Origin of the sequence: Marinovum sp. PR37 (assembly GCF_028807375.1) — a bacterium.
GTDB classification, from domain to species: domain Bacteria; phylum Pseudomonadota; class Alphaproteobacteria; order Rhodobacterales; family Rhodobacteraceae; genus Marinovum; species Marinovum algicola.
Window position 1 is genome coordinate 58943 of record NZ_JARAML010000015.1, and the last position, 15526, is coordinate 74468.

The window sequence follows — 15526 nt, forward strand, 5'->3', positions numbered from 1 at the left end:
TTTTCGCATTCCCGTGGCTTCTTCTCTTGAAAAATACCGCCGGGGGAGGCCGCAGGCCGGGGGCAGCGCCCCTAATCCCCGAAAGTCACATCCACCACCACCGGGTAATGGTCGCTCGGCCAGACCGGCCCCAACCGCTCGCGAAACACCGCCGCCGGGCGCAGCGCGCGCAGCCCCGGCCCCAACCCGACATGATCGATCGCGCCAAAGAGGTTGAGCCCGCGATCGAAGTGATAGGTCGCCCCCGGCACCGGCACGAACCGCAGCCCCTCCGCCTCCAGCGGCGCCAGCAGCGCCGAGCCCGCCAGCGCGTTGAAATCACCCAGCACCACCATCGAATGGCCCGCCGCCCGCCAGTCCGCCAGCCGCGCGCGGATCAGCACGACGGATTTGCGCCGGTTGTCCAGGCTGGAATAATCCAGATGCAGGTTCAACACCCGAAACACCGTGCCGCCCCGACGGTCGCGGAACTCGGCCCAGGCGGCAAAGGCCGGCCAGGAGCCATTGAAGGTGCGCGAATAAATCACCTCCGGCGTCTCTGAAAAGAAAAACCAGCCCTGATCCAGCAATTCGAGCCTGGCGCGGCGGTAGAGGATCGGCTGGGTCGGCGGAAATTCCCGCCAGGGTCCGGTGGCCGCGGCGGCATAGCCCGGGTTCTGCTGCAACAGCCAGTCGCGGGCGAGGTTCTCGTCGCTGCCCGAACCGCCGGCGAAGCTTTCCATTTCCTGAAAGGCCACCAGATCGGCCGCGAGCGCCTTGAAGGTCGCATCCAGAACCGGCTTGCGCCGGCGCCAGTCCGCCAGCGACCAGCGGCCGGTGTCGCGCCGGGTAACGATGTAATGCACGTTGTGCGTGGCCAGCCGCAGCCCGCCCGGCACAGGTGGGCCCAGCGCCGGCCCGCCCGAGAGACGCAGATGCTGCACCCCCAGCGCCAGCAGCAGGAGGCCAAACAGCCCCAGGACGCCAAGCAGCGCACGCCGCAGGCGTTGGGGCCAGACTTTGGGCCGGACCGCAGGCCGCGCCATGGCGGATCAGGCGATGATGTCGGGCAGCAGGCGGTCCTCGATCTGGGCGATCTTGTCCTTCAGCATCAGCTTTTTCTTCTTCAGCCGCTGAATGGTCAGCGCATCGGCGCGGCCCTCGGCCTGAAGCGCATCGATCGCCTGGTCGAGATCGCGGTGCTCGCGTTTGAAGACCTCGAGTTCAACGCGCAAGACCTCGTCGGTCTTCATCGCCAGTTCGGTCTGCATGTTCATCCGGGTATTCTCCATCGCGGGCAGGTGTTCAGGATACTGTGTTCAAAGGCTTTTGGCAAAGGTCTTGCAGCCCAACGGATGCCACACCATATTCGTTGTGAACCGGTTGCCGCTGACGGGGCCGGTCAAGAGATGTCGCTTTGCCAAAGGACGTGTCATGACAAAACTGACCCTGGGCTCCTACCCCCATATGCTGGGGTTCGAGCAGCTGGAGCGCCTGCTGGAACGCACGGCGAAGACCGGCAACGAAGGCTATCCGCCTTTCAATATCGAACAGACCTCCGATCATTCGTATCGCATCACTCTGGCCGTGGCCGGATTCGCCGAGGGCGATCTCTCGATCACCGTCGAGGACCGACAGCTGGTGATCCGCGGCCGCCAGCGCGACGACGGCAGCGAACGCGTCTTTCTCCATCGCGGCATCGCGGCGCGGCAGTTCCAGCGCAGCTTCGTGCTGGCCGATGGTGTCGAGGTGGGCGAAGCGGTGATGGAAAACGGGTTGCTGCATGTCGATCTGACGATGCAACGCCCGGAAACCGTGGTGCAGACGATCAATATCAGGAAAGGGTGAATGTCATGAACACGAATTATGATTTCGGCCAGACGGTGCCGCTCAATATCGTCTATGTGAAACCGGTGGCGGTCGCCGACCTGCCCGAGGAAATCCGCGATCAGGCGCATGGCGCCGAAACGCTTTACGCCGTCCACCGCGAGGATGGCGAGCAGCTGGCCCTCGTGGCCGACCGCAAGCTGGCCTTCGTTTTGGCGCGGCAGCACGACATGGCGCCGGTCGCGGTCCACTAGGCCGCCCTCCCCGCCGTACCGAGCCGGGCGGACACACTCCGTATGACAGGCAAAAGGCCGCGGGATCGCCCGCGGCCTTTGTCGTTTTGCGTGGCCTTTGCCGCGATCAGCCGGCGATCAGCCCCATGCTCTCGAGCTTCAGGATCACCTGATGCGCGCAGTTGTCGACCTCGACATTCTCGGTCTCAACGCTCAATTCAGGATCCGCCGGCACGTCGTAGGGATCGGAGATGCCGGTGAATTCCTTGATCTTGCCTTCCCGCGCCAGCTTGTAGAGCCCCTTGCGGTCACGCCGCTCGCATTCCTCGAGCGAGGTGGCCACATGCACCTCGATGAAGGCGCCGAATTGCTCCACGTCCTCGCGCACGGCACGGCGGGTGGTGGCATAAGGCGCGATCGGCGCGCAGATGGCGATGCCGCCGTTCTTGGTGATCTCGCTGGCGACATAACCGATGCGGCGGATGTTGAGGTCGCGGTGCTCCTTCGAGAAGCCCAGCTCGGAGCTGAGGTTCTTGCGCACGATGTCGCCGTCGAGCAGCGTCACCGGGCGGCCACCCATCTCCATCAGCTTGACCATCAGCGCATTGGCAATGGTCGATTTGCCGGAGCCTGAGAGACCGGTAAAGAACACGGTGAAGCCCTGTTTGGCCCGCGGCGGACGGGTGCGGCGCAGCTCGGCCACCACCTCAGGGAACGAGAACCATTCGGGGATCTCCAGCCCCTCTTGCAGACGGCGGCGCAGCTCGGTGCCCGAGATGTTGAGGATGGTGACATTGTCGCGGTCCTCGATCTCGTCGGCGGGTTCGTATTGCGCGCGCTCCTGCACATAGACCATGTGCTTGAAGTCCACCATCTCGACGCCGATCTCGCTCTGGTACTCGCGGAACAGATCCTGCGCATCATAAGGCCCGTAGAAATCCTCGCCCTGGGAATTCTTGCCAGGGCCGGCGTGGTCGCGGCCGACGATGAAATGGGTGCAGCCGTGGTTGGCGCGGATCAGCCCGTGCCAGACCGCCTCGCGCGGGCCGCCCATGCGCATCGCCAGGTTCAGCAGCGACATGTTGGTGGTCGACTGCGGATACTTGTCCAGCACCGCCTCGTAGCAGCGCACGCGGGTGAAGTGATCGACGTCGCCCGGCTTGGTCATGCCGACGACCGGATGGATCAGCAGGTTGGCCTGGGCTTCCTTGGCCGCGCGGAAGGTCAGCTCCTGGTGGGCGCGGTGCAGCGGGTTGCGGGTCTGGAAGGCCACGACCTTGCGCCAGCCCAGCTTGCGGAACAGGGCGCGCAGCTCGTTCGGCGTGTCGCGGCGGCCGCGGAAATCATAATGCACCGGCTGCTGGATACCGGTCACCGGCCCGCCGAGATAGACCTTTCCGGCGGTGTTGTGCAGGTAGTTGACCGCCGGGTGGGCCGCATCATCGGCGCCGAACACCTTTTCCGCCTCGCGCGATTTGTCGGGGGTCCAGCGGTCGGTCACGGTCATGGTGCCGAGGATCACGCCTTCCTGATCGCGCAGCGCGATGTCCTGGCCGATCTCGAGCGAGGCGGCGAATTCCTCGGAAACGTCGAGCGTGATCGGCATCGGCCAGAGCGACCCGTCGGCCAGGCGCATGTTCTCGACAACGCCGTTGTAGTCCTCTTCCGACAGAAACCCCTTGAGCGGGTTGAAACCGCCGTTCATCAGAAGTTCCAGATCACAGATCTGGCGCGGGCTGAGATCGTGGCTGACCAGATTGCCGGCCTCCACCTTCAGCTTCTGGGCGCTCTCGTAAGAGACATAGAGTTCCGAAATCGGAGCCAGGTTGTTCTGCATCAATTCAGTCCTGTGTTTGATGGGGACGAGACCGCTGGCGGTGCCCGTCAGTTCGGCATGAAGCGCTTCGTATTCCGCCAGCTTGCGGGCGAGGAAACTCTCGGTCAGCCGGTTCTTTTCCGCTGCCCCGCGCGGGGTCAGCACATAGGCGAACCGCTGGCGCCGGTCGGGCCCCGAACGTTCGCTGATCTTGATGAACCCGGCCGCCTCGGCAGATTTGAGCCGCGTGTTCAGCGTGCCCAGCGACAGGCCCAGCGCCTCGGCGATCGACCGCTGCGACGCCTCCGGCGCCAGATCGAGCTGGCGCAGGAGACGAAAGACATTGCCGTCCTCATCGGTGATCGGTTTGGCTTTGGGCGGGGCCATGGGAGCGACTCAAAGTATGTTCAACGCTGAACACATCGCACAAGTCGCCGCCCCAGGAAAGCCCGAAGCGGCGGCGCAGGCACGCCGTTGCCGAAATGCCGCTTTGCAGCAGCCGCATGACGCGCTCAGGCCAGCGCCGAAGCCACCCGCACCCCGACCTGCTCGCGCGCGACCTCGGCGAAGATCCAGTCGCGAAAGGCGCGGATCATCGGATCGCCGGCCCGCCCCTCGGGATAGGCCAGGGAATAGATTACCATCGGCAGGGTCACCGCCTCGAACAGCCGCACCAGCCGCCCGGATGCCAGCGTGGCCCGCACCACCGCATCATAGGCCAGCGACACCCCCTGCCCTCGCTCGGCCGCGGTGGTTGCCAGCTCGCAATTGGGAAAGACCGGGCCCTGCGGCAGTGCGGCCGGCGTCACGCCAGCGGCCTGGAACCATTCGCCCCAGGCATCGTCGGTCTCGTCGTACATCAGCCGCAGGCGCAGAAGGTCACCGGGCCGGTGCACGGCGGCCCGGTGTTTCAACTCGGGGCTTATCACCGGATAGCGGCTCGATTCCATCAGGGGCTCGGTAGATACGCCCGCCGTCGGCGTCACCGACCACTGGATCACCACGTCGCTGCCGTTGCTGGCGAAATCGGTCGATGGCGCGCCGGTCGAGACCCGAAGCCGCACCCGGTCACCAAATTCCAGCCGGTCCAGCCGCGGCACCAGCCAGCGCGCTGCAAAGCCCGGCGTGCAGAGCACCCGGAAAGGCCGCGCCCCGGCCTGGCTGACCGCGCGGGTGCTCTCGTCGAGCTGGTCGAGCAAGCCGGTCAGCTTGCCGGCGTAGCCGCGCCCGGTCAGCGTCAGCTCGAGCCGGTTGCCGTCCCGCTCGAACAACGCAGTGTCGAGATATTGCTCGAGCGCGCGGATCTGATGGCTGATCGCCGAGGGCGAGAGGCACAGCTCCTCGGCGGCGTGTTTGAAGCTGCGGTGGCGCGCGGCGGCTTCGAAAGCCCGCACCGCGGCGAAAGGCGGAAAATGTCGGCCCATGGCAGATGAATTCCCTTCATCCGGGGATGAAAAAACGTCTTTTGCGGCATCCCTCGCCCCCAGCGTATCATCAAAGCACAGCCTGACAAAACAAGATGCGGAGGACGTAATGACCTTCCCTTTCCGGGCCAGCCTTGCGCTGGCACGCACAGGCGCCCTATGCCTGATGCTGTCCCTCTTGCCCGCTGCTGCCGAACCGGCCGATCCGCTGGCCTGGCGCACCGCGCCGACGCTGGTCGAACTCGTGGCCCATCTCGACGATTGGCTCGACCGCCGCTCCGATCTGCCGCGCCGTGCCCAGCCGCCCGCCGTGCGGCTTGTCAGCGCCGCCCGGGCCGCCGCGCTGGACGGGCTGTCCTCGCGGCACGCCGCCCTGCGCGGGCTCTACGATGCCGAGGCGCAGGTGATCTGGCTGATCCGTCCCTGGTCGCCGCGCGATCCCTTTGACGTCAGCACGCTGTTGCATGAGCTGGCGCACCACCGACAGGCCGAGGCGCGGCACTGGTATTGCCCCGGCGCGCAGGAACTGCCCGCCTATCGGCTGCAACAGGCCTGGCTGAACGAGTTGGGCCTCGAGCCCGAGGTCAACTGGATCGCGGTGGTGCTGGAATCGGGATGCACGCCGCGCGACATCCACCCCTAGGCGCCGCCTCAACCGCCGCGGGGGGATGGCGGCGCGCCCATCACCCCCGGGGGTGCACCGGGCGACTTGGACCCCGGCTCAAGCCGGGGTTTCGGCGCCGTAGCCCAGCGGTTCGGTCACCGCCTCGGGGCTGCGCTCGGCTTCGCCGTGCTCGGCCAGGAACTTCTCGGCATCGAGTGCCGCCATGCAGCCCATTCCGGCCGAGGTCACCGCCTGGCGATAGATGTGGTCAGTCAGATCTCCGGCGGCAAAGATGCCCGGCACCGAAGAGCGGGTGCTGCCCGGCTCGACCTTAACGTATCCGCCGTTGTGCAGCTCCAGCGTGTCTTTCACCAGTTCGGTCGCCGGCGCATGGCCGATGGCGATAAAGACGCCCTTGCAGGGGATTTCGGTGATCTCGCCGGTCTTGACGTGCTTTACCCGCACGCCCTCGACGCCCTTGGGCATGTCATTGCCAAAGACCTCATCCAGCTCATGGAACCACAGCGGCTCGATCTTGGGGTGTTTCAACAGCCGTTCCTGAAGGATCTTCTCGGCGCGCAGCTCGTCGCGGCGGTGCACCAGCGTGACCTTGGATGCGAAATTGGTCAGGAACAGCGCCTCTTCGACAGCGGTGTTGCCGCCGCCGACCACGACGATCTCTTGCCCGCGATAGAAGAAACCGTCGCAGGTGGCACAGGCCGAGACGCCAAAGCCCTTGAAGGCCTCTTCGCTGTCCAGCCCCAGCCATTTCGCCCGCGCCCCGGTGGCCAGGATCACCGCGTCGGCGGTGTAGGTGGTGCCGCTGTCCCCCTTGGCCACGAACGGCCGCTTGGAGGTATCGAGCGACGTGATGATGTCGCCGATGATCTCGGTGCCCATCGCCTTGGCATGGGCCTCCATCCGCACCATCAGATCGGGGCCCTGCACTTCGGTGTCGCCGGGCCAGTTCTCGACCTCGGTGGTGGTGGTCAGCTGGCCGCCCGGCTCGATTCCCTGCACGAGGATCGGGCTCAGCATGGCGCGGCTGGCATAGACCCCGGCGGTATAGCCCGCGGGGCCGGACCCGATGATCAGAACTTTGGTGTGGCGTGTCTCACCCATGTTGTGCCCCTTTGGCTTGCGCTTGCATGTCAGAGGCCGCATATAGCGATCCCGTCGCCCGACGAAAAGACCATGCAGGGCCGCTATGCGCCCTGACACCAGCCAGACCGGCGCGGCAAAAACAATCTTGCGCAAGAGCGAAACATTATTGCGTCGCCTGACAGGGCTGGTATAACAAACGCAATTTCGGCGGAGGGATACATGCCGGGAACTCGACTAGACCCGATAGATCGCAAAATCCTGGCCGAGCTTCAGGCCGACGGGCGGATGACCAATGTCGAGCTGGCCCGCCGGGTCGGCATTTCGGCCCCGCCCTGCCTGCGCCGGGTGCGCACGCTCGAAGAGCAGGGATTCATACGCGGCTACCATGCCGATATCGACGCCCGCGAGCTGGGATTCGAGGTGCAGGTCTTTGCCATGGTCGGTCTGGTGAGCCAGGCCGAGGCCGATCTTTCGGCCTTCGAGGACCGCTGCCGCGCCTGGCCGCTGGTGCGCGAGTGCCACATGCTGAATGGCGAGGTGGATTTCATCCTGAAATGCGTGGCGCCCGATCTGTCGAGCTTTCAGAGCTTTCTGACCGGCGAACTGCTGACCGCGCCCAATGTCGCCTCGGTCAAGACCTCGCTGGTGATCCGCGGCGCCAAGGACGAGCCCGGCGTGCCCTTCGACGTGCTGGAAGCGCGGCTGAGCAAGAGCGCCTGATCCGGCCCGCGACTCAGCCGTCCTGCCGCCACAATTCCTGAAGCGCCTTGTAATAGGCCGGGTCGTGCTGCCATTTCGGCATCAGGTTGCGCGCCATCTCGAAGGTGATGTCGGGATAGGCGGCCCGCCATTTCCGCGCCGCCTCCATTGCCGCATCCTTGTTGCCGGCCAGCCAATGGGTGCCAAAGAGCATCCGGTAGGCCCAGGTCACCCCGGTCCCTTCGCGCAGCCCCTGTTCACAAAGCGCCACCGATTCGTCGAACCGCCGCATCGCCCGCAGCGCGGCAGAGCGGCCGAACAGCCCGTTGAAGCGGAAGGGATCGAGCGGGCTGAGCTGATCGTAGCGATCAAAGGCCGCCATGCCGGTGTCGAACTCTCCGACATAAACCGCCGTCCAGCCCAGCCGCAGCCAGCCCCAGGCGTTGTTCGGATCAAGCAGCAACGCCCGGTCGACCAGGCTCCGCGCCCGGGCAAAATCGTTGAGCGCCAGCCCGCAGGCCGCCGACAGCGCCACCAGCGCGCCGGGATCGTCCTGCACCATCGGCGCCGCCCGAGACACGAGCGTCCGGGCCGCCGCCTGATGCGGTGCGCCGTCGGTTGTCCAAGTGTAGCAGCAGTGATGTGCATGGCACCACGCCTTGTAGGCCATCGCCGGCGCGAAATCCGGCTGATGCAGCAACGCCTGATCCAGCAGTGCGATGGCGCGTTCGTTCTCTTCGCCGCGATGCGCCCAGAAATGCGGCAGCGCGGTCAGCATCAGCTCATAGGCGGTCCGGTCCTGCGGCGGCCGGGCGCGGGCGCGGGCGATCTCGGCGGCGCGCAGGTTGGGCAGGATCTGCCCCGCCACCTGGGCCGCGATCCGGTCGAGCAGGTCGAACAGATCGTCCAGCCGATCATCGAAGCGCGCGGTCCAGAGCGTATGCCCGTCGTGGCCCCGCACCAGCTGCACCGAAATCCGCAGCCGTTCGCCCGCGCGGCGCACCGACCCCTCGACGATGTAATCCGCCTTCAGTCGCGCCGCCGCCTCGGGCACCGAAAGCCCCGGATCGCCCAGCGCAAAAGCCGATTGCCGGGCAATGACGCGGAACTCCTTGCACCGGCTGAGCGCGCTGGTGATCTCGTCGACCACACCGTCGGCGAACATGTCCCGCGCGGCGGCGCCAAATTCCTCGAACGGCAGCACCGCAAGCGTCGGCCGCTCGCCCCGCGCCGCGTCGCCGGCATCGGCGGGCGCCTCTGCGGCGCGCCCCGCCCGTGCCTGCCGCAGCCAGTCCTCGAAACCTTCCGAAGCCAGATCGAATCCCTCGAGCAGATCGCCGGCGCCGCCCTCGTCAACCTGCACCGCGCCGGCATCGAGCCAGACCGACTGGCGATCCGCCGCCAGAATCGCCTCCGGCACGGCCCGTTTCAGCACCGAAAGCTCCTGTCGCAGCGAGGCGCGCGACTGTTCTTCCGACCGGTCGCTCCAGAGCAGCTCGGCCAGATACCCCCGTTCGGCCCGCATCCCCGGCTGCAACGCCAGACAGACCAGCATCGCCTGCCCCCGCCGCGTCAGGCCGGCCAGCGGCCGGCCGTCGCCGGTGGCGATCCGCAAGGGGCCGCGCAGATGGATCACGAGGTCGGGCATTTCGGCTGTCAGGCTCCTCTCAGCGCCGATTTTACGGTGTATCCGGCTCATTTTACGAAAGTCTTGCACGCGGGGGCGGCCTTTGCACCCGGCTTTTTGCGCTGCTTTTGCAGGCGGCTGTCAGTCTGAGGTCATCCAATGTCATACCTCGAAAGGAGCCCGACCATGCAGACCCATCGCAGCCTCCCCCGCCCGCTTCACCGCCCCGCCACCCGCTCGATCCTGGCCCGCGTCCTGGGCTGGCTGATCGCCGCCGACGGTGCCTATCGCCAGCGCCAGCAGATGCGCCGCCTGAGCGACGCGGCACTGCGCGACATGGGGCTCACCCGCCGCGACGCCGATACCGGCGGCCACTGAAACCGGCCGGCGCCCTCAGAACGGCGCCACCGCCCGGAACTTCACCCCCTCGCCGCCATCTGGATGGCGGAACCGCAGCTCCTCGGAGTGCAGCATCAGCCGAGGATAGGCCCGCGCCGCACCGCTGGCATAAAGCGGATCACCGAGGATCACATGCCCCAGCGCCAGGGCATGCACCCGCAACTGGTGGCTGCGCCCGGTCTTGGGCATGAAGCGCACGCGGGTCTCGTCGGCCTCGTAGGATTGCACCCGCCAATCGGTCTGCGCCGCCCGGCCGGTCTCGTGACAGACCTTTTGCAACGGCCGGTTCTCCCAGTCGACGATCAGCGGCAGATCGACGGTGCCGGTGCGCGGCTCCAGCCGGCCCCAGAGCCGCGCGACGTAGGTTTTCCTGACGCCGCGCTTCTCGAATTGCAGACCAAGGTGGCGCTGGGCATGCGGCGTCAGGCCAAAGACCATCACGCCGGATGTGTCGCGGTCCAGCCGGTGCACCAGCAGCGCCGTCGGAAAGGCCTCCTGCACCCGGGCGATCAGGCAATCGGCCAGATGCGGCCCCTTGCCCGGCACCGACAGGAGGCCGGCGGGCTTGTTGACGATGAGGATCTCGTGATCTTCGTGCAGCACGTCGAGCGGCGTGTCGGGGGGCTGATAGCTGTCATCCATGCGCCGAGGGTGTGGCAAATGCGCGGCGCCGCCGCAAGGGTCCACGGGTCAGGCGCCCAGCCGCCGCATGCCGCGCAGCATTGCCACCGAATAGATCACCAACGCCGCCCAGATCATCGGAAAGGCGATCATCCGAGCCTGGCCGAAGGGCTCCTTGAAAACCAGCACCGCGCAGAGAAAGATCATCGTCGGCGCGATATATTGCAGCACGCCGATGGTCGAAAGCCGCAGCCCCTTGGCGCCATTGGCATAAAACAGGAGCGGCACGGCGGTGACGACACCACAGCCCAGAAGCAGCCAGGTGTCCAGCGTCAGGCTGGTGGTGAAATGCGATTGTCCGGTCGCGACCGTCCAGGCGATGTAACCCAGCGCCGGCGGCGTCAGGATCAGCACCTCGAGCAGGAACCCCTGGTTGGGGCCGATCGGCAACTGCTTCTTGGCCAGGGCATAGAATCCCCAGGACAGCATCAGCCCGACCGCCGCCCAGGGCAGCCGCCCGGCATCCAGCGCCAGAACCAGCACCGCCGCCGCCGCCAGGGCGATGGCGGCGATCTGCGCCCGGCTCAGCCGTTCACCCAGCAGGACCGCGCCGAGAAAGACCGAGAACAGCGGGTTGATGTAGTACCCCAGCGCCGCGTCGAGCGCACGATCGTTGGCAATCGCCCAGACGTAGATGCCCCAGTTGATCGACACCAGCGCCGCCGTCACGCAGCCCATCGCCAGCATCCGCGGGTTGCGCAGCGCCTCGCGCAGGGTGGCCGTCCGCCCCAGTGCCACCAGCACCACCGCCGCGATCGGCACCGACCAGATCACCCGGTGCGCCACCACCTCGGCCGGCGGAATATGCGCCAGCAGCTTCATGTAAAGCGGCAGAAAGCCCCAGATGACATAGGCCGAGACGGCAAAGGCCAGGCCCTGCGCGGTATCTTCGTTGGTCTTGGGCTTGAGAGCTTCGGCAGGGCGCATCTGGCGGATCCTTCTGCAAGGCGACCGGATCCTGTTGCCAGAACCGCGCGACAAAGGCGACCCGGAAAATGCGCTCTCTATTGCGGGACCGGGGGCAGAGGGTCGCGCAGCACGCCCCGGCCTCGCGCCGGGGCCTCTCAGCCCCAAGAGAACCCGCCCGCAAGCGGCCCGGGCTGCGGCGCAATCCCCGCGCCCCGGACCTGTTCCGGGGCCTCACGGTTTGCGGCGCGAGGTCCCGGCGCGGGGCCGGGACGCGGGGGCTCAGAGCCCCTTGGACAGCCGGTCGAAAGCCACCAGCCGGTCGATCAGCGCGCGCATCTGATCCACCGGGATCATGTTCGGCCCGTCCGACGGCGCATCGTCCGGATCCTCGTGCGTCTCGATGAAGAGCGCCGCCACACCCACCGCGACCGCCGCCCGGGCCAGCACCGGAGCGAACTCGCGTTGGCCGCCCGAGGCGGTGCCCTGCCCGCCGGGCTGCTGCACCGAATGGGTCGCGTCGAAGACCACCGGATAGCCGGTCTTGGCCATGGTCGGCAGGCCACGGAAATCGCTCACCAGAGTGTTGTAGCCGAAGGAGGTGCCGCGATCGCAGAGCATGATGCGCTGATTGCCGGTCGAAGCGATTTTTTCGGCGACATTGCCCATGTCCCACGGCGCCAGGAACTGGCCTTTCTTGACGTTGATCGCGGCACCGGTCTCGCCCGCCGCCAAGAGCAGATCGGTCTGCCGGCAGAGAAAGGCGGGGATTTGCAGCACGTCGACCGCCTCGGCCGCCGGGGCGCAATGGCTCTCGGAATGCACGTCGGTCAGCACCGGGCAGCCGAATTCCTCGCGGATCTTCGACAGGATGGTCAGGCCTTCCTCCATCCCCAGGCCCCGCTGGGTCGAGATCGAGGACCGGTTGGCCTTGTCGTAGCTGGCCTTGAAGATGAACCGGGTGCCGCTTGGCGCGCAGGCCTCGGCGATCTTCTCGGCCATCATCCGGGCATGGTCGTGGCTTTCGAGCTGGCAGGGCCCGGTGATCAGCGCCAGGGGATCCTGCGCACTGATGGCGATCTCGCCGATGGTGACGGTTCTGGTCTCTGTCATTGCTCTTTCAACACCTTCTCGATCCGCGCCACATCGGCGGGGTTGTTCAGCTCCCAGAACATCCGGCCCCGCGATTCGACCACCACGCAGCGCACCGGCACGCCGTGCACCAGGAAGCGCAGCTGCTCCAGCCCCTCCAGCGTCTCGAGCCGGCTCACACCCCAGAAGGTGTAAGACCGCAGCGCCTCGGGCCGGTAGGCATAGACGCCGACATGGTGATAGACCGGAATGTCGCGCTCGGGCACCTTGGCCGGGTCGATATAGGGCACGATCTCCTTGGAGAAATAGAGCGCCCGGTGATCTTCGCCAAATACCGCCGTGGTGCCTCCGACCCGGCCGTTCTGGCGGTCTTCGACAAACATGTCATAGGTCGCCGGATCGCATTGCAGCACCGGCGTGGCCATCTGCGCGCCGGGATCAGCCTTCATCGCAGCGATCAGCTCTTCCACGAACCAGGGCGGCGTCAGCGGCGCGTCGCCCTGGAAATTCACCACCAGATCGGCCGAGATCGCGCCATTGGCCAGCGCCTCGGCGCAGCGGGCGGTGCCGTTTTCGGCCTCGGGCGAGGTCATGATCACCGAGGCGCCAAAACCCTCCGAGGCCTCGCGGATGCGGTCGTCATCGGTGACCACATGCACCTCGTCCACGCCGGCGATCTGGCGCGCGGCCTCCCAGGACATCTGGATCAGGCTTTTCCTGCTGCCGTCCTTCTGTGTCAGCTCGGCCAGCGGCTTGCCGGGATAGCGCGCCGAGGCATAGCGGGCGGGGATCAGGATAACGGTTTTCATGCAACACCTGCGCGCAGAACATCGTGGATATGGAGAATGCCGACCGGGCGGCTGTCGTCATCGACAACCATCAGCGCACCGATCTTGCGCTCGTTGAGCAGTGCCAGCGCCTGGGCGGCAAAGACATCCGGCGTCACCGTCACCGGGTTGCGGCTGGCCAGTTCGCCGGCAGTCATCTTCATCAGCCCGGCCATGTTGCGCCGCAGGTCGCCGTCCGAGATCACCCCCACCAGCCGGCCGTCGTCGACCACAGCCGCGATGCCAAAGCTTTTCGAGGTCATGGTGATCAGCACATCCGCCATCGCCATGTCGGCGGGCACCAGCGGCAGCATCTCCGGCCCGTGCATCAGGTCTTCCACCCGACTGAGCTGGGCGCCGAGCTTGCCGCCCGGATGGAACACCTGGAAATCCTCCGAGCCGAAGCCGCGCAGCTCCATCACCGCCACCGCCAGGGCATCGCCCAGCGCCAGGGTCAGCGTGGTCGAGGTGGTGGGAGCGAGGCCCATCGGGCAGGCCTCGGGGAGTTTCGGCAGGGTCAGCTTGAAATCGGCGGCCTGCATCAGCGTGCTGTTCGGGTTCGACGAAATCCCGATCATCGGGATCGAGAACCGCCGTGTGTGCAGCAGGATGTCGCGCAGCTCGGCGGTCTCGCCGGAATTGGAGATCAGCAGGCAAACGTCATGCCGGGTGATCATGCCGAGATCGCCGTGGCTCGCCTCGGAGGCATGCACGAAATAGGACGGCGTGCCGGTCGAGGCCAGGGTGGCCGAGATCTTGCGGCCGATGTGGCCCGACTTGCCGATGCCCGAGACGATCACCCGGCCCTCGAGCGCGGCCAGCAGCTGCGCCGCCGCCTCGAAATCCTCCGGCAGCGCCCGGCCGAGCGCCAGAAGCGCCTCCGCCTCGGTCTGCAACACCCGGCGCCCGGTCTCTGCCACCGCTGCGAAATCCGCCGCTTGTCTGGTCATGCTGCTGCCTTCATCGCTGTCTTTGCCCTCGGATACACCTTTGCCGGCGCAGGCGCCAGCCCGCCGGCCGCTCAGCCCGCCGGGCCGTGACCAAAGATCGCCGAGGCGTGATCGGCCATGTAGATGCGCATCCAGGGGGTGTAGATCTGCGGCATGGCGGCGATCTCGGCCACCAACTCGGCCCGCGTCACCCAGCGCACCGCCTGCACCTCGTCGGGGTTGGGAATGACCGGAAGGTCGCGGCTGGCCTCGACGGTGAAGATCTCCACCACCTCATGCTCGATCATGCCACCGCCGACATCGGCCCGGTATTCCGCCTGGTGCCGCCAGATCGGAGTGACGGCGGTGATGCCCAGTTCCTGCTCCAGCCGCCGCATGGCACAGGTCTCGGCCGCTTCGCCCCAGAGCGGATGGGTGCAGCAGGTGTTGGCCCAGAGCCCTGGCGTGTGGTATTTGCCCGCCGCGCGCTGCTGGATCAGCACTGCATCGCCGGCCAGCACGAAAACCGACACTGCCTTGTGCCGAAGCCCGCGTTCATGCGCCTCGAGCTTGCCAACGGGTGTAAGCTCTCCGTCAACCCAGGCGGGCACCATGTCTTCCATTATGCCCCTCCTGTCGGTGTCAAAGGCCCCCACGCCCCGGCCGGGGCGCGGCATCTTGTCCGACCGCCTACCCTTTCAGCGCCAAGGAAATCAAGGCTCTGGCGCCATGGCGGGCAGGATTTGCCAAAACGTCGCGCTTGACCTAATGGCCCCGAACCTATGTCCTGAAAGAATTGCTGAGGAGATTTGACCGATGAAGACCCTAGCCCTGACATCGCTTCTGGCTATGGCGCTTGCCATGCCCGCGATGGCCGACAGCCACGGCCCCGACCTAACCGCCACCGGCGATGCAGATGCCGGAGAACAGGCGTTCCGCAAGTGCCAGTCCTGCCACGTCGTCACCAACGACGCCGGCGAGGTGCTGGCCGGCAAGAAGGCCAAGACCGGCCCCAACCTCTATGGCGTCGTCGGCCGCACCGCCGGTACCGTCGAGGATTTTCGCTATGGCAAGGACATGATCGCCGCCGGCGAGGCCGGGCTGGTGTTTGACGAGGCGAGCTTCGTGGCATTCGTGATGGATCCGAAAGGCGCGGTTCAGGAAGTTACCGGCGACGGTTCCGCCCGTTCCAAGATGAGCTTCCGGGTGCGCAAGGAAGACGAGGCGAAAGACCTCTATGCCTTCCTCAAGAAGATCGGCCCCGATATGGGCGCGGATGGCAGCTGATCGGGCATCCGGGCGGCGCGCCAGCGGCTGACACCGGCGCCCGGAAAGAACCGGGCGTGTAACACGCGGCGGGGCAATCCCGCCGCGCTGAC

Annotated in this window: 18 protein-coding genes; 6 read left to right on the forward strand and 12 right to left on the reverse strand. The window is 66.6% G+C overall.

Features of this window, described 5'->3' with window-relative positions:
- Window positions 1-71: 71 nt before the first annotated feature.
- Both PVW49_RS13655 and PVW49_RS13660 read right to left on the reverse strand, forming a co-directional pair.
- Window positions 72-1025: an endonuclease/exonuclease/phosphatase family protein gene (locus PVW49_RS13655; RefSeq protein WP_274590787.1), complete on the reverse strand. Its 954-nt coding sequence runs from the start codon at window positions 1023-1025 to the stop codon at window positions 72-74.
- A 6-nt stretch (window positions 1026-1031) separates the two neighbouring features.
- Entirely contained in the window at window positions 1032-1256 is a 225-nt protein-coding gene (locus tag PVW49_RS13660) for a YdcH family protein (RefSeq protein ID WP_048532827.1), read from the reverse strand.
- Between the two features lie 157 nt (window positions 1257-1413).
- Here PVW49_RS13660 and PVW49_RS13665 point away from each other — a divergent pair, with 157 nt between their 5' ends.
- Complete coding sequence (locus PVW49_RS13665; RefSeq protein ID WP_048532828.1) at window positions 1414-1827, forward strand: Hsp20 family protein; 414 nt, start codon at window positions 1414-1416, stop codon at window positions 1825-1827.
- 5 nt (window positions 1828-1832) lie between these two features.
- Window positions 1833-2060, forward strand: a complete 228-nt coding sequence (locus PVW49_RS13670; RefSeq protein ID WP_048532830.1) for a DUF1150 family protein — start codon at window positions 1833-1835, stop codon at window positions 2058-2060.
- Window positions 2061-2166: 106 nt separating this feature from the next.
- Here PVW49_RS13670 and PVW49_RS13675 read toward each other — a convergent pair whose 3' ends face one another.
- Both PVW49_RS13675 and PVW49_RS13680 read right to left on the reverse strand, forming a co-directional pair.
- On the reverse strand, window positions 2167-4242 hold the full coding sequence (locus PVW49_RS13675) for a bifunctional sulfate adenylyltransferase/adenylylsulfate kinase (RefSeq protein ID WP_048532831.1): 2076 nt from the start codon (window positions 4240-4242) through the stop codon (window positions 2167-2169).
- A gap of 125 nt (window positions 4243-4367) precedes the next feature.
- Complete coding sequence (locus PVW49_RS13680; protein WP_274590788.1) at window positions 4368-5279, reverse strand: LysR substrate-binding domain-containing protein; 912 nt, start codon at window positions 5277-5279, stop codon at window positions 4368-4370.
- Window positions 5280-5388: 109 nt separating this feature from the next.
- On the opposite strand from PVW49_RS13680, the gene PVW49_RS13685 reads away from it, so the two are divergent.
- A complete protein-coding gene (locus PVW49_RS13685) occupies window positions 5389-5922 on the forward strand; it encodes a DUF6647 family protein (protein ID WP_274590789.1) in 534 nt (177 codons plus the stop codon).
- A 78-nt stretch (window positions 5923-6000) separates the two neighbouring features.
- Here PVW49_RS13685 and trxB read toward each other — a convergent pair whose 3' ends face one another.
- The gene (gene trxB / locus PVW49_RS13690; protein WP_074836197.1) at window positions 6001-7005 is read right to left on the reverse strand and encodes a thioredoxin-disulfide reductase; all 1005 of its coding nucleotides are present in this window, start codon (window positions 7003-7005) and stop codon (window positions 6001-6003) included.
- A 201-nt stretch (window positions 7006-7206) separates the two neighbouring features.
- Between trxB and PVW49_RS13695 the strand changes: the two genes are divergently transcribed.
- Window positions 7207-7707, forward strand: coding sequence for an Lrp/AsnC family transcriptional regulator (locus PVW49_RS13695; protein ID WP_048532836.1), 501 nt, complete (start codon window positions 7207-7209; stop codon window positions 7705-7707).
- Between the two features lie 13 nt (window positions 7708-7720).
- On the opposite strand, the gene PVW49_RS13700 is transcribed toward PVW49_RS13695, so the two are convergent.
- Entirely contained in the window at window positions 7721-9334 is a 1614-nt protein-coding gene (locus PVW49_RS13700) for a hypothetical protein (RefSeq protein WP_274590790.1), read from the reverse strand.
- 165 nt (window positions 9335-9499) lie between these two features.
- Between PVW49_RS13700 and PVW49_RS13705 the strand changes: the two genes are divergently transcribed.
- On the forward strand, window positions 9500-9691 hold the full coding sequence (locus PVW49_RS13705; RefSeq protein WP_274590791.1) for a DUF1127 domain-containing protein: 192 nt from the start codon (window positions 9500-9502) through the stop codon (window positions 9689-9691).
- Window positions 9692-9706: 15 nt separating this feature from the next.
- Here PVW49_RS13705 and PVW49_RS13710 read toward each other — a convergent pair whose 3' ends face one another.
- The 6 genes from PVW49_RS13710 to idi form a co-directional block, all read right to left on the reverse strand.
- Window positions 9707-10354 carry a pseudouridine synthase gene (locus PVW49_RS13710; protein WP_274590792.1) on the reverse strand — a complete coding sequence of 216 codons (648 nt, stop codon included), beginning with the start codon at window positions 10352-10354 and terminating at the stop codon, window positions 9707-9709.
- Between the two features lie 48 nt (window positions 10355-10402).
- Window positions 10403-11320, reverse strand: a complete 918-nt coding sequence (gene rarD, locus PVW49_RS13715; RefSeq protein ID WP_074836191.1) for an EamA family transporter RarD — start codon at window positions 11318-11320, stop codon at window positions 10403-10405.
- A gap of 261 nt (window positions 11321-11581) precedes the next feature.
- Window positions 11582-12412, reverse strand: coding sequence for a 3-deoxy-8-phosphooctulonate synthase (gene kdsA / locus PVW49_RS13720; RefSeq protein WP_274590793.1), 831 nt, complete (start codon window positions 12410-12412; stop codon window positions 11582-11584).
- On the reverse strand, window positions 12409-13200 hold the full coding sequence (locus PVW49_RS13725) for a 3-deoxy-manno-octulosonate cytidylyltransferase (protein WP_048532842.1): 792 nt from the start codon (window positions 13198-13200) through the stop codon (window positions 12409-12411). Before PVW49_RS13725 ends, kdsA begins: the two co-directional genes overlap by 4 nt.
- The gene (locus tag PVW49_RS13730) at window positions 13197-14168 is read right to left on the reverse strand and encodes a KpsF/GutQ family sugar-phosphate isomerase (protein WP_074836188.1); all 972 of its coding nucleotides are present in this window, start codon (window positions 14166-14168) and stop codon (window positions 13197-13199) included. The genes PVW49_RS13725 and PVW49_RS13730 overlap by 4 nt, the downstream gene beginning before the upstream one ends.
- A 71-nt stretch (window positions 14169-14239) precedes the next feature.
- Window positions 14240-14770 carry an isopentenyl-diphosphate Delta-isomerase gene (gene idi, locus PVW49_RS13735; protein WP_048532844.1) on the reverse strand — a complete coding sequence of 177 codons (531 nt, stop codon included), beginning with the start codon at window positions 14768-14770 and terminating at the stop codon, window positions 14240-14242.
- A gap of 193 nt (window positions 14771-14963) precedes the next feature.
- Here idi and PVW49_RS13740 point away from each other — a divergent pair, with 193 nt between their 5' ends.
- Window positions 14964-15434: a c-type cytochrome gene (locus PVW49_RS13740; protein ID WP_074836186.1), complete on the forward strand. Its 471-nt coding sequence runs from the start codon at window positions 14964-14966 to the stop codon at window positions 15432-15434.
- Window positions 15435-15526: the final 92 nt, after the last annotated feature.

What these genes read in the sequence shown, in the direction of transcription:
- PVW49_RS13665 (WP_048532828.1), top strand. Translation starts at nt 1,414, where the DNA reads ATGACAAAACTGACCCTGGGCTCCTACCCCCATATGCTGGGGTTCGAG.
- PVW49_RS13725 (WP_048532842.1), bottom strand. Translation starts at nt 13,200, where the DNA reads ATGAAAACCGTTATCCTGATCCCCGCCCGCTATGCCTCGGCGCGCTAT.
- PVW49_RS13660 (WP_048532827.1), bottom strand. Translation starts at nt 1,256, where the DNA reads ATGAACATGCAGACCGAACTGGCGATGAAGACCGACGAGGTCTTGCGC.
- PVW49_RS13670 (WP_048532830.1), top strand. Translation starts at nt 1,833, where the DNA reads ATGAACACGAATTATGATTTCGGCCAGACGGTGCCGCTCAATATCGTC.
- rarD (WP_074836191.1), bottom strand. Translation starts at nt 11,320, where the DNA reads ATGCGCCCTGCCGAAGCTCTCAAGCCCAAGACCAACGAAGATACCGCG.
- PVW49_RS13705 (WP_274590791.1), top strand. Translation starts at nt 9,500, where the DNA reads ATGCAGACCCATCGCAGCCTCCCCCGCCCGCTTCACCGCCCCGCCACC.
- idi (WP_048532844.1), bottom strand. Translation starts at nt 14,770, where the DNA reads ATGGAAGACATGGTGCCCGCCTGGGTTGACGGAGAGCTTACACCCGTT.
- PVW49_RS13695 (WP_048532836.1), top strand. Translation starts at nt 7,207, where the DNA reads ATGCCGGGAACTCGACTAGACCCGATAGATCGCAAAATCCTGGCCGAG.
- PVW49_RS13655 (WP_274590787.1), bottom strand. Translation starts at nt 1,025, where the DNA reads ATGGCGCGGCCTGCGGTCCGGCCCAAAGTCTGGCCCCAACGCCTGCGG.
- PVW49_RS13675 (WP_048532831.1), bottom strand. Translation starts at nt 4,242, where the DNA reads ATGGCCCCGCCCAAAGCCAAACCGATCACCGATGAGGACGGCAATGTC.
- PVW49_RS13710 (WP_274590792.1), bottom strand. Translation starts at nt 10,354, where the DNA reads ATGGATGACAGCTATCAGCCCCCCGACACGCCGCTCGACGTGCTGCAC.
- PVW49_RS13680 (WP_274590788.1), bottom strand. Translation starts at nt 5,279, where the DNA reads ATGGGCCGACATTTTCCGCCTTTCGCCGCGGTGCGGGCTTTCGAAGCC.
- PVW49_RS13740 (WP_074836186.1), top strand. Translation starts at nt 14,964, where the DNA reads ATGAAGACCCTAGCCCTGACATCGCTTCTGGCTATGGCGCTTGCCATG.
- kdsA (WP_274590793.1), bottom strand. Translation starts at nt 12,412, where the DNA reads ATGACAGAGACCAGAACCGTCACCATCGGCGAGATCGCCATCAGTGCG.
- PVW49_RS13685 (WP_274590789.1), top strand. Translation starts at nt 5,389, where the DNA reads ATGACCTTCCCTTTCCGGGCCAGCCTTGCGCTGGCACGCACAGGCGCC.
- PVW49_RS13730 (WP_074836188.1), bottom strand. Translation starts at nt 14,168, where the DNA reads ATGACCAGACAAGCGGCGGATTTCGCAGCGGTGGCAGAGACCGGGCGC.
- trxB (WP_074836197.1), bottom strand. Translation starts at nt 7,005, where the DNA reads ATGGGTGAGACACGCCACACCAAAGTTCTGATCATCGGGTCCGGCCCC.
- PVW49_RS13700 (WP_274590790.1), bottom strand. Translation starts at nt 9,334, where the DNA reads ATGCCCGACCTCGTGATCCATCTGCGCGGCCCCTTGCGGATCGCCACC.